At 69.2% G+C, this 12,341-nt stretch carries 10 protein-coding genes and 1 riboswitch; of the genes, 4 read left to right on the top strand and 6 right to left on the bottom strand.

Features of this window, described 5'->3' with window-relative positions; all coding sequences use genetic code 11:
- Window positions 1–379: 379 nt before the first annotated feature.
- Both QZM72_RS15065 and QZM72_RS15060 read left to right on the top strand, forming a co-directional pair.
- The gene (locus QZM72_RS15065; protein ID WP_089469256.1) at window positions 380–1,303 is read left to right on the top strand and encodes a LysR family transcriptional regulator; all 924 of its coding nucleotides are present in this window, start codon (window positions 380–382) and stop codon (window positions 1,301–1,303) included.
- 97 nt (window positions 1,304–1,400) lie between these two features.
- Window positions 1,401–1,802 carry an OsmC family protein gene (locus tag QZM72_RS15060; RefSeq protein ID WP_089469255.1) on the top strand — a complete coding sequence of 134 codons (402 nt, stop codon included), beginning with the start codon at window positions 1,401–1,403 and terminating at the stop codon, window positions 1,800–1,802.
- A gap of 104 nt (window positions 1,803–1,906) precedes the next feature.
- Here the strand turns inward: QZM72_RS15060 and QZM72_RS15055 are convergent, their stop codons facing one another.
- Entirely contained in the window at window positions 1,907–2,788 is an 882-nt protein-coding gene (locus QZM72_RS15055) for a Dyp-type peroxidase (protein WP_089469254.1), read from the bottom strand.
- A 489-nt stretch (window positions 2,789–3,277) separates the two neighbouring features.
- Here QZM72_RS15055 and QZM72_RS15050 point away from each other — a divergent pair, with 489 nt between their 5' ends.
- Window positions 3,278–5,140 carry an ABC transporter ATP-binding protein gene (locus QZM72_RS15050; protein WP_089469253.1) on the top strand — a complete coding sequence of 621 codons (1,863 nt, stop codon included), beginning with the start codon at window positions 3,278–3,280 and terminating at the stop codon, window positions 5,138–5,140.
- Window positions 5,141–5,360: 220 nt separating this feature from the next.
- Window positions 5,361–6,074 carry a riboflavin synthase subunit alpha gene (locus QZM72_RS15045; protein WP_301738532.1) on the top strand — a complete coding sequence of 238 codons (714 nt, stop codon included), beginning with the start codon at window positions 5,361–5,363 and terminating at the stop codon, window positions 6,072–6,074.
- A gap of 16 nt (window positions 6,075–6,090) precedes the next feature.
- Here the strand turns inward: QZM72_RS15045 and QZM72_RS15040 are convergent, their stop codons facing one another.
- From QZM72_RS15040 to QZM72_RS15020, 5 genes are all read right to left on the bottom strand, one after another.
- Window positions 6,091–6,675, bottom strand: coding sequence for a hypothetical protein (locus QZM72_RS15040; protein WP_089469443.1), 585 nt, complete (start codon window positions 6,673–6,675; stop codon window positions 6,091–6,093).
- 81 nt (window positions 6,676–6,756) lie between these two features.
- Window positions 6,757–7,998, bottom strand: a complete 1,242-nt coding sequence (locus QZM72_RS15035) for a voltage-gated chloride channel family protein (RefSeq protein ID WP_301738531.1) — start codon at window positions 7,996–7,998, stop codon at window positions 6,757–6,759.
- A 79-nt stretch (window positions 7,999–8,077) separates the two neighbouring features.
- Window positions 8,078–8,182: riboswitch (Fluoride riboswitch) on the bottom strand.
- A 78-nt stretch (window positions 8,183–8,260) separates the two neighbouring features.
- Entirely contained in the window at window positions 8,261–9,280 is a 1,020-nt protein-coding gene (locus QZM72_RS15030; protein ID WP_089469250.1) for a chemotaxis response regulator protein-glutamate methylesterase, read from the bottom strand.
- Window positions 9,277–11,586: a hybrid sensor histidine kinase/response regulator gene (locus QZM72_RS15025; RefSeq protein ID WP_301738530.1), complete on the bottom strand. Its 2,310-nt coding sequence runs from the start codon at window positions 11,584–11,586 to the stop codon at window positions 9,277–9,279. The genes QZM72_RS15030 and QZM72_RS15025 overlap by 4 nt, the downstream gene beginning before the upstream one ends.
- Complete coding sequence (locus QZM72_RS15020) at window positions 11,583–12,287, bottom strand: chemotaxis protein CheW (RefSeq protein ID WP_301738529.1); 705 nt, start codon at window positions 12,285–12,287, stop codon at window positions 11,583–11,585. Before QZM72_RS15020 ends, QZM72_RS15025 begins: the two co-directional genes overlap by 4 nt.
- Window positions 12,288–12,341: the final 54 nt, after the last annotated feature.

Genomic DNA, 12,341 nt, shown 5'->3' with positions numbered 1-12,341 from the left:
CTTATATTTGGTTTGAATGCGTGCGACAGGACGGCTATCCCGAAATATGAAGCGACGGCATCTTAGCCGAACGGGTAGCGCCTTTGGCGCGAAATGGCCGACGGGGACAGCATGATGGCGGATTACTACAGGCTGCTACGCGCCGCTGGTATGCCGCCGCAGAATCGCGTATGCGATGCGGCCGATTATTGCGGCCGTCATGCTCAACAAGGTGCGTGCTCGATTGCGTCGCACATCGGCAAAACGGACGCTCGCGTATCGGCGCGAACGGTATCGACATGCATCGAACGCACGCGATCGCCGCGTATGCCAACCCGCGCATCCGCTGCCTGCGTATCCTTTAGAATCGGTCCGTCCTTCACCACGCCGTCCGCGCTCCGTGCCCGCCGATCATCGTCTCGACCTGAACCTGTTTCGCGTGCTCGACGCCGTCTACGTGCACGGCGGCATCGGCGCGGCCGCCCGTGCGCTGCATCTGACGCAACCGGCCGTCACGCATGCGCTCAACCGGCTGCGCGCGCATTTCGACGATCCGCTATTCGTGCGCCAGGGCAACCGCGTCGTGCCGACCGAGCGCACGCGATCGATCATCGCGGACGTGCAGTTACACCTGAAAGGGCTGCAAGGCACCGCGCGCGATCCGTCCGCGCTCGATCCCGCGACGCTCGACCTGAGCATCGCGGTCGGCATCCGCGACGTGCTCGAATCCATCGCATTGCCGCGCATCGTCGCCGCGTTCGCCGACGAAGCGCCCGGCCTGCGGCTCGTCAGCCGCCGCATCGCGGTGCCGGACATCGAACGCGAACTCGCGTCGGGCAACCTCGATCTCGTCGTCGATCGCCGCGTGCAGACCGGCCCGCGCATCGCCACCGAACATCTGCTCGACGATTCGCTCGTCGTCGCGCTGCGCCGCGATCATCCTCTGGCGCGCGACCCGCTGCGACGCGGCGACTATTTCGCGGCGAAGCATATCGCCGTATCGTCGCTCGGCGAGCCGCAATCGCTCGACGTCCTGCTCGGCAACGACGGGCGCTTTCGCGACATCCGGCTCACCTGCCAGCACTATTTCGCCGCCTGCCAGATCGCCGCGGCCGGCAACCTGCTCGTCACGCTGCCGCACACCTATGCGCTGCGCATGGCCGCGCTGCTGCCGATCGCCGTGCGGCCGTTGCCGCTGCGGCTCAAGCCGTTCCCGCTGCTCGCGTACTGGCACGAGTCGCGCGACACCGACCGCGCGCATCAGTGGGTGCGCGAACGCATCGCCGCGCTCGTGCGCAGCAGCGCCGGCATCGTCGACGCGTAGCACGCGGCGCACGCCCGCGCGGCCGGAACGGTATGCTGGCGGCTGCACGCCGCCACGCGGCGCCCCCTTTCCTTTATTCGCTTACCGGAGACCTGCCATGTCGCTCATCCACGCCGCCGCCGTCCTCGATGCCGACGCGCCCGACTACGTCGTCCAGTTGCAGGCCGGCACGCACGCGTTGACCGGCGACGAAGCGCCGCGCGAAGGCGGCCAGGATCGCGGGCCGGCGCCGTACGAGTTCGTGCTGGCCGGGCTCGCGCAATGCACGGCCGCGACGCTGCGCATGTACATGCAGCGCAAGACGTGGCCGGCCGTGCGCATCGCCGTGCGCACCGAACTGCATGCCGATCGCGAAGGCGTGCAATACGTGCGCCGCGTCGTGACGCTCGACGGCCCGCTCGACGACGCGCAACGCCAGCGTCTCGCGGAAATCTGCGAGAAAACCCCGGTGACGCAGTTCATCAAGCGCGGCACGCGGATCGACACGACGTTGAACTGACGCAGCGGCGGGCACCGTCGCACTGCCGCTCGAAAGCTTGAAAAACGAAACGGGCGGGCCGCGCATCCAGCGCGGCCCGCCCGTTCGTCGATCCTGCCCGGCGCTTACAGTCCGAGCGCGGCGAGGTCCAGCTTGCCGTCCTTCATCGGCGGGCACCAGAAATACGCGCCCGTCAGCGGCCGCGTGAAGCGGAACAGCCCGTCGACGATCCCGTCTTCCGCGCCGCTCATCCGGCGCATCTGCACGTCGAACGCGCGGAACGAGCAGCCGAACGCGACGAAGTACAGGCCCGCCCGGCGCGTGTCCGACCACGGCGACGAACGGCGCAGCATGAACGCCTCGGGCGCGAAGCTTTCCTGCGCGGTGCGCTTCACGTGCGCGAATTCGGGCGCGTCGTCGAGTTCCTCGTTGTCCGAACGGCGGCGCCCGACGATGTGATCCATCTCGCCCGAGGGAATACGCTCCATCCGGTCGAAGTCGTGCACCCACTGCTGCACCGCGACGAAGCTCGAGCCGTCGAGCCCGGCACCCTGCCCCGCGACGATCGCCGCGGCCACCGCGTCGTCGCCTTCCGGATTCTCGGTGCCGTCCTCGTAGCCGGACAGGTCGCGATCGTTCGAATAGCGGAAGCCGTCGACGGCCTCCTGCAGCGCGAACGCCGGCGCGAGCGCGCGTTCGATCGCCCGCGCGCGCAGCACGATCTCGCCGCGGTCGTCCGAGCGCAGCCAGACCCACACGTCGGCCGGCGTCGCCGGCAGCGTGCGGTCGTTCACCGAGAACGCCGGATAGTCGGTCAGGCCCGGCACCGGGTGTCCGAGATAGGCGGCCAGCGCGCGTCCGAAACCGACCACCGTGTCGCGTCCGTCGACGATCTCGCGCAGCGCGGCCAGCGCCGCGGCGACATTGCCGTCGTTCGACATCGTGAAAGTGAGGTATCGGGCTGCCGTATCGATCGGAGCCAGGATGCCTTGCTGAACGTCGCTCATCGTTTCCTCGGGAATGGTTCGCAGTAAAGCCGGGCGGCCGCGCGTCGTCGCGCGCCGCGGACGCGGAAGTGTAATCGATGCGCGCACCGGCTCCGTGCCCGCCCTCGCGCAACGTACGCGAAAAGGGGCCAAAACCCTGAATACTAACCGTATCGACGCAGCAACGCCGCATTCGTCAGACATTGCGGCGCCCGCGACTGTCCTGATAGAATCGCTGCACGTCTTTTCGGCGTCCTTTCATTCAACCGTTCACTTCAGGGAGGTGCAGATGTTCCGAATGCCAGCAACCTTCCCGAACGTGGTCCCACGGCGCAGCTGATCCAGCCCGCCGTCCGCGCCGGCTCCCGAGTTTTCCGCTAACCCGTCAGCCGCGCTCTTCCCGACAGCCCGTTTCGTTCCGCCCCGCGTGTGTCGCGCGGCCCGGCTGTTGCGTTTTCGACGTTCTCCGAACCGGAAAGTCCCGTCGCGCGATGCGCCGGGCAACGATACATGACCAGAAAAACCTCCCATCTGGGCGGCCACGCATTCCAGGCCGTCTTCGGCTTCACCATCCGTTACTGGCGCCAGCAGCCGGCGCGCATCGCCACGGTCGCGAGCCTCGCGCTGCTCGCCGCGCTCGCAGACGTCCTCACGCCGCTGTTCGCCGGCCGCCTCGTCGACGCGCTGTCGACCGGCCTGACCGACCGCGCCGCCGCGTGGCATTCGGCCCTCGTCGCGTTCGGCACGCTCGCCGCGCTCGGCATCGGCGCGACGGTGCTGCGCCAGGGCGTCTACCTGAACATCATCACGCTCACGCTGAAGATGATGAGCGAGATCGCCGCCGCGTCGTTCCACCGCGTGCAGCGCTTCTCGACCGACTGGCACGCGAACAGCTTCGCGGGTTCGACCGTGCGCAAGATCACGCGCGGAATCTGGGCGCTCGACCTGCTCAACGACACCGTGCTGATCGCGCTGCTGCCGTCGGTCGCGATGCTGGTCGGCGCGACCGTGCTGCTCGGCACGCACTGGCCGGTGATGGGGCTCGTCGTCGGCGCGGGTTCGCTGCTGTACATCGCGGTGACGGTCGCGGTGTCGCTCGGCATCGTGGCGCCGGCCGCCCGCCTCGGCAACCTGTGGGATACGCGCATGGGCGGCGCGCTCGCCGACGCCGTGAGCTGCAACGCGGTCGTCAAGGCGTTCGGCGCGGAAACGCGCGAGGAAGCGCGGCTCGCACGCGTGATCGGCAAGTGGCGGCAGCGCACGCGCCGCACGTGGGTGCGCGGCACGTTCAACGGCGGGCTGCAGGGTGCGATGCTCGTCGCGATGCAGGCCGCGATGATCGGCGTCGCGCTGCGGCTGTGGATGAACGACGAGGCGAGCGTCGGCGACATCGCGTTCGCGCTGACGATGTTCTTCATGCTGCAGGGTTACCTGCGCGACGTCGGCATGCACATCCGCAACCTGCAGCGCTCGGTGAACGACATGGAAGAACTCGTCGCGCTCGAACGTCAGCCGCTCGGCATCGATGATCGCCCCGGCGCGCCGGCGATCCGGATCGGGCAAGGCGAGATCCGCTTCGAACACGTGACGTTCCGCTACGGCAACCATCCGGTGCCGCTGTACGACGATTTCTCGATGCGGATCGCGCCCGGCGAGCGCGTGGGCCTCGTCGGCCATTCCGGCTCGGGCAAGACGACGTTCATCAAGCTGATCCAGCGCCTGTACGACGTGTCGGGCGGCCGCATCACGATCGACGGCCAGGACATCGCGCAAGTGCGGCAGGATTCGCTGCGCAGCCAGATCGCGATCGTCCAGCAGGAGCCCGTGCTGTTCCATCGCACGCTCGCGGAGAACATCGCGTATGCGCGCCCCGATGCGAGCCGCGCCGACATCGAGCGCGCCGCGCGTCTGGCGAGCGCGCACGACTTCATCGCCGCGCTGCCGGACGGCTATGACACGCTCGTCGGCGAACGCGGGATCAAGCTGTCGGGCGGCGAGCGCCAGCGCGTCGCGATCGCCCGCGCGTTCCTCGCCGATGCGCCGATCCTGATCCTCGACGAAGCGACGTCGAGCCTCGACAGCGAAAGCGAGCTGCTGATCCAGCAGGCGATGGAGCGGCTGATGGTCGGCCGCACGACGCTCGTCGTCGCGCACCGGCTGTCGACCGTGCGCGCGCTCGACCGGCTGCTGGTGCTCGATCGCGGCAAGGTGATCGAGGAAGGCAATCACGACGCGCTGATCCGCATCGACGGCGGCATCTATCGCCGGCTGTTCGAGCGGCAGGCGCTGGAGCTCGCGAAGGGGCTCGCCGATTCGCCGCGACCCATGGCGGATCGCGATGCCGGCGCGCTGGGAGAGCCGGCGAGGGTTTGATGCAAGCGCATCACGATGTGGCCCGGCGGCGCGGTCATCGCCGCCGGGTCGCGTCGGCCAACCAGCGGAACCCGCTAATTTGGGTCGAGGCCGTGCCACGCGCACGGCCTTTTTTGTATCCGTGGCCGGTGCGCGCCGGTGCGCACCCGCATGCCGCGGCGTGTCCGGCAGCGGGATCACTTATCATGTCGGCCAGGAAATTTGCGACGAGGGATCGATCATGTTCACAGGCATTGTTCAGGGCGTTGGCACCATCGACGCCATCAAGGATCACGGCGAGCTGAGAACGTTCAGCATCGCGTTCCCCGAACGGTTCACCGACGATATCGAGATCGGCGCGAGCGTGTCGGTCGATGGCGTGTGCCTGACCGTGACGACCATCCATTCGCCGGTGCTGATCGACTTCGACGTGATGCTGCCGAGCCTGCGAATCACCACGCTGGCCGATCTAACGACCGGCGCGCGCGTCAACGTCGAGCGGGCCGCGAAGGACGGCGCGGAAATCGGCGGGCATCCGCTGTCCGGTCATGTCGATTTCACGGGGACCATCGCGCACATTGCGTCGTCCGAGCACAACCGGATGATCCGCATCGGCGTGCCGGCCGAATTCAAGCGCTATGTGTTCGCGAAAGGCTACATCGCGATCAACGGCTGCAGCCTCACCGTGTCGGACGTCAATCGCGACGAAGGCTGGTTCGACGTCTGGCTGATTCCGGAAACGCGCCGCGCGACCACGTTCGATGCGAAGGGCGTGAGCGATAAGGTCAACATCGAGATCGAGCGCAGCACGCAGGTCGTCGTGGATACGATTCGCGAGTCGGTCAAGGAAACGCTCGGCGAATTGAACGGCGTCGTCACCGCGCTGCTCGCGGAAAAAGGTATCGATATCGAGGAACTGCTCGCGCGCAATGTCGCGCGGCTGCCGAAGCAGTAAGCGCGATGCCCGCGTGCTAGGTGATCCGCTGGATCACCGAGTACCGGCTTCCGTCGAAGAACACCTCGACCCACGGCTCCGATTCCTCGAACGTCCACAGGACGAGTTCGAGATCGATCAGTTCATGCCAGTCGTCGTCGGGCCATGGCATGCTCCAGCCGCCCACGACGGCCACCACGTCGCCTGTGTAGAGTGGGCATTGCGCCATCCATGCGCGCTCGTAGTCGTGCGCGGCCGCGCCCTTGAAGTTGCCGTTGAATCCCCAGTCGCGCTGCCAGCCGTGTGCGTCGAGGTACGCGCCGATCGCGGCGGAACCGAAGCGGAACACCGCGTCGACCGGCGGCAGCGACATCGCGTCGGATCGACACAGCGGGTGGGCGGAGCGCACAGGTTGCGTGGAGGTCTCCACGTGGCCCGACGTGCCGCTTTCGTCGAGATACACGTTCAACCAGTTGCCGTCGTGCTCGACGGACATGCACAACACGCCGTCACCGATCCCGTGCCAGTACCCGGCGACGGGTTCACCGTCGTCCGCGAAGCGGTACTGACGGCACGGCCGCGCAAGCTGCTTCGCTTCGTTCAGAAAGTCGTCCAGCGTCATCGGGTCTCCGTCGGTCGTTGCTTGCATCCCGGGTATCGCGTCGCGCCGCCGCGATCGAACCACATCGACCGCGCCCCCGCTTCACTCCGCCTCCACCCGCGCGCCCTTCCCCACCGCCACGCGTTGCGCGCGATAAATCCCCGCGTGCCCGGAAAACAGATACGCGACGACACAGGCGACGATCGCATACACGCCGATATCCGCGCCGAACAGTTCGATCGCCATGATCGTCGACGCGATCGGCGTGTTCGCCGCGCCCGCGAACACCGCGACGAAGCCGAGCCCCGCGAGCACGGGCACCGGCAGCGCCAGCACCTGGCCGAGCGCGTTGCCGAGCGTCGCGCCGATGTAGAACAGCGGCGTCACCTCGCCGCCCTTGAACCCGGACGCGAGCGTGACGACGGTGAACGCGAACTTGCCCGCGAAATCGTAAGGCGGCAGCGGGCCGTGAAACGCCGCTTCGATCGTCGGGATGCCGAGGCCGAGATACTGCGGCACGTTCAGCACGGTCGCGGCCACCGCAACCAGCAGGCCACCGAGCACCGGCTGCAGCGGCGCATGGCGGATCACGCGGCGAAACCACGCGGTCAGCGCATGCGTCGCGAACGCGAACAGCCGCCCGACCACGCCGAACGCGATGCCCGCGACGACCGTCACGGCCAGCCCGGTCGCCGATACGGCCGGCACGAACGGAATCGCATAGGCCGTGTGATGGACGCCCCACGCGCGGCACACGACGTCCGCGACGATCGCCGACGCGACGCAGGTCAGCAGCGCGTCGTAGCGCAGGCGCCCGATCGCGAGCACCTCGAGCCCGAACACGGCGCCCGCGAGCGGCGTGCCGAACACCGACGAGAAACCAGCCGCGATGCCGCCCATCAGCAACACGCGGCGATGCTCGCGATCGAGACGGAGCACGTGCGTGACGCGATCGGCGAGCGCGCCGCCCATCTGCACGGCCGTGCCCTCGCGGCCGGCCGATCCGCCGAACAGGTGCGTGACGACGGTGGCGACGAGCACGAGCGGCGCCATCCGCTTCGGCACGAGCGCCTTCGGGTCGTGAATCTCGTCGATCAGCAGGTTGTTGCCGCGCGCGACCGACTGGCCGAAGCGATGGTAGATCCAGCCGGTTGCGAAACCGGCGGCCGGCAGCCCCCACAGCAGCCACGGATGCGCGACGCGCGTACCGGTCGCCCAGTCGAGCGCGATCAGGAACAGCGCGGAAGCCGTGCCGGCGAGCACGCCGAGCAGCGCGGAAAGCGCGAGCCAGCGGCACACGTAGCGCACGGTTGCGAAAAGATCGGCAGAAGTGGTGAAAAACATGATTTCCAGATTCGACGGAACATCAAAACCTGGGCGGCAGAATACCGGATGGACGGCCTGCGACCTCCTGACGACCCAGGAACACGCAGGCATCATCAGCCGGGCAAACCGGCGGTTGAGGGCCGCACCCGCGCGCGACGCGCCGGGAACGACCGCAGGGAGGCATGCCATCTCCGCAGGCCGCAATTGTACGCGACGCCGCGCCACGCACGCAATGCGGCGCCGGCACGCCACGCAGCGCCGGCCCCTGCCCGAGGCGCGGTCAGTCGCGCGGCGCGAGCGCGATCCGCGCGATCAACTGCGGCGCGATCTGCTCGAGCGGCAGGATCGCCGCCGCCGCGCCGACCGCCGCGGCCGCCTTCGGCATCCCGTACACGGCGCTGGTCGCTTCATCCTGCGCGATCGTGTAGCAGCCCTTCGCCCGCATCGCCTTCAGGCCGAGCGCGCCGTCGCGCCCCATGCCCGTCAGCAGCACGCCGAGCGCGTCGCCCTGCCAGCCGTCCGCGACGCTGTTGAAGAACACGTCGATCGACGGCCGGTACGGCGTTTCGACCGGATGCCGCGTATAGCCGAGCACGCCGCGCGGCGACAGCATCAGATGGTCGTTGGTCGCCGCGAGCAGCACCGTGCCGGCTTCCGGCACAGTGCCCTGCCGCGCGACGCGCACCGGCAGCCGCGTATAGCCGTCGAGCCATTCGGCCATCCCGTACGCGAAGGCCTGGTCGACGTGCTGGACGATCACGATCGCGGCCGGGAAGTCGGCCGGCAGCGCGCGCAGCAGCGCGGTGAGCGCGGTCGGCCCACCCGCCGACGCACCGATCGCGACGAGCGTCGGCTGTCCGCGCGCGGGCGCGGGCCCCGGCGGCACGAGCGCCGCGGTGCGGCTTTCGAGCAGCCGGCCGATCTGGTCGATCTTCGCGAGCAGCGCCTGCGGCGACGCGTTGGTCGACAGCCCGAGCGCGAGCGTCGGCGTATCGACCGCATCGAGCGCGCCGGCGCCCATCGCCTCGTACACCGACGATGTGTTCGCGCTGACGCTCGCGGTCACGATCAGGATCGCGCACGGCGCGCGCGCCATGATCCGGCGCGTCGCGGCGACGCCGTCGACCTTCGGCATCACGAGATCCATCAGCACGACGTCGGGCGGCTGCGCGACGCAGAAATCCACCGCCTCGTCGCCATCGGTCGCCACCCACAGCACGCGATGGTCCGCGCGCAGCGCGATCACGCGGCGCAGCGCCTCCACGGCCAGCGGCAGGTCGTTGACGATGCCGATGTTCATCCCCGTGCGTCCCCGATCAGGTCGTGCACGGCATCGAGCAGCGCTTCGTCGTGGAAGCTGCTCTTCGCGAGGTAGTAGTCGGCGCCGGCGTCGAGCCCGCGGCGGCGATCCTCGTCGCGATCCTTGTACGACACGATCATCACCGGCACGCGCTTGAGCATCGGGTCGCTCTTGATCAGCGTGACGAGTTCGATTCCGTCCATGCGCGGCATGTCGACGTCGGTCACGACGAGATCGAACGCATCGCTGCGCACCGCGTTCCACCCTTCCATCCCGTCGACCGCGACCGTCACGTCGTAGCCGCGCTTTTCCAGCAGCTTGCGTTCGAGCTCGCGCACCGTCAGCGAATCGTCGACGACGAGCACGCGGCGGCGCCGGTCGGCCAGCGCAAGCTGCGGATCGCGCGTGACCCGCGCGAGCTGGCCGCCGCGCACGAGCTTGTCGACCGAGCGGATCAGGTCCTCGACGTCGACGATCAGCACCGGGTCGCCGTTCTCGAGCAACGCGCCGGCCGCGATGTTCTGGATCTTGTGCAGGCGGCTGTCGAGCGGCTGCACGACGAGCATCCGTTCGCCGAGGAAGCGGTCGACCGCGACGCCGTACAGCTCGGGTTCGGCGCCGACGACCACGACCGCCGTACTGGCGCGGGCCACGTCGGGTTCGCCCGCGTCGAGCAACTGGTGCGCGGCGACGAGGCCCGCGCGCCGGCCGTCGAACGGAAAATGCGGCTGCCCTTCGAGCACGTCGATGTCGTCGTGCGAGAGTTCGAGCGTGCGGCGCACATGCGCGAGCGGGAACGCATACGGCTCGCCGCCGACCTCGACGAGCAGGCTGCGGATCACCGACAGCGTGAGCGGCAACTGCAGCACGAAGCGCATGCCGGCGCCCGGCTCGTTGAAGATCCGCACCGCGCCGCGCACGCCGCGCACCATCTCCTGCACCGCATCGAGGCCGACGCCGCGCCCCGATACGTCGGTCACCGCATCGCGCATCGAGAAGCCGGGCAGCAGCAGGAATTCGAGCAATTCGGGGTCGGACAGCCGCGCGGCCGTCTCGTCGTCGGTCAGGCGCTGGCGCACGACGGCCGCGCGCAGCGCGTCCATGTCGACGCCCGGCCCGTCGTCGATCACGCTGACGAGCAGCGAGCCGGCGCTGTGGCGCGCCTCGAGCGTGACGCTCGCCTCGGCCGGCTTGCCGCGCGCCCGCCGCGCGTCGGGCGAATCGACGCCGTGGTCGATCGCGTTGCGCAGCAGGTGGCCGAGCGGCGCGTCGAGCAGGTCTAGGATGTCGCGATCGACCTGCGTGCCTTCGCCGACGATCGAGAAACGCACCTGCTTGCCGAGCGAGCGCGCGAGATCGCGAACGATGCGCGGATACGCGCGCGTCGCGTCGCCGAACGGCCGCATCCGGCACTGCAGCGCCTCGTCGTACAACTGCTCGGCGATATGCGTGCTGCGCCGCTCGAAGCGGTCGAATTCGTCCATGCGTTCGGCGAGCGAGCGCTGCAGGTCGTTGAGCATGTGCCGCACTTCGTTCATCGACGCGAGCATGCCGGCGTCGAGATCGTCGGCGAACTGCTCGACCATCAGGTCGAGCGAACGGGCCGCGTCGCGCTGCGCGCGCTTCACGCGCAGCATCGATTCGGCGAACGGCTTGAGCCAGCGCGATTCGACCAGCGATTCGCCGGACAGGCTCAGCAGCCGGTTCAGCGTATCGGCGCGCACGCGGCGCATCGCGCCGGCGCCCGCCACGCGGCCGGCCTGGACCGGATCGGGCACCGCGCCCGACACGGCGAGCGGCGGCACCGCGGCACCCGCGCCGACCGGCTCGTTCGCGGCGCCGTCATGATCGCGATACGGCACGAACGACGGCGGCACCGGCGGCGGCACCGCGGCCGGCGCCTGCATCGTCTGCGCACCGTCGGCGCCCGTGAGCGCCGCCGCGAACACGTCGATCTCGGCCTGCGACACGGGCTGCCCCTGCGGATCGCCGACGCGCACCAGCAAATCGACGCCGGCCAGCAGCACGTCGACGTGCGTGGCCGTCAGCGCGATCGTGCCGGCCTGCGCGGCGACGAAGCACTCCTCCATCCGCCCGGCGATCTCGACGCCGAGCGGCACGCCGACGATCCGCGCGGCGCCCTTCAGCGAATGCGCGGCGCGCATGCACGCTTCGAGCGCGACGGAATCGGGCTCGCCCGATTCGAGCGCGAGCAGCCGCTCCGACAGCGCCTGGGTCTGCGTGCGCGTCTCCTCGCGATACAGCTCGAGCAGCGACAAGTGGCTCAGGTCGTCATCGCCGCTCATCGCATGCTCCGTGTCACGGCGTCGAACAGACGATCGTCGTCGAGCAGGCCCACCGACTTGCCGCGCCACGACAGCACGCCGCGCGACAGGCCGGCGCTCGCGCGCCCGACCGTCGCGGGCACCGGCACCCAATCGGACGTGCCGAAGCGCAGCACGCCCTCGACTTCGTCGACCGGAAACACCACCGGCTCGCCCTGGTGCGCGGCCACCAGCAGCCGCGTGAAACGGCCGTCGTCGCTACCGCGGCGGGCGTTGCCGGCATCGAGGCCGAGCAGCGCGCCGATCGAGATCGCGATGCGCAGCGTGCCGCGGATGTTGACCACGCCGCGCACGGCCGAATGGCGGCGATACGGCAGCGAATGGATCGGGCGCGTGCCGGCGATCTCGCGCAGCACGCCGATCGGCAGCGCGAGCCATTCGTCGGCCACCCGAAACGCAAGCGCCGCATGGTGCGTATCGCCGTCGTCGTCGCCCGCACGCGCCGTGCCGAACGCGCTCATCCGGCGCGTGACGTCCGCCATCTCGGCCACGTCGAGCGGACGCTCGAGCAGCTTCGCCGCGTGCGACGCGTAGACCGGGCAGTTCAGGCAGCGCAGGCAGTCGTTCAGCCGCTCGCACGAGCGGTCGCCGCGCGTGCCGATCCGGTTCCAGCAATCGTCGACGTCGAGCGTCGCGTCGTCAGTGGCAGCGGCGCGGTTCATCAGAATTTTCTCCGAGAGACCCCGCCATTGATGGCGGGAAGGAAAGGCGTGCTG

The organism is Burkholderia sp. AU45388 (genome assembly GCF_030481585.1).
Taxonomy (GTDB): domain Bacteria; phylum Pseudomonadota; class Gammaproteobacteria; order Burkholderiales; family Burkholderiaceae; genus Burkholderia; species Burkholderia sola.
The sequence above is the reverse complement of the archived record's forward strand: the minus strand, read 5'-3'. Positions and strand labels throughout refer to the sequence as shown.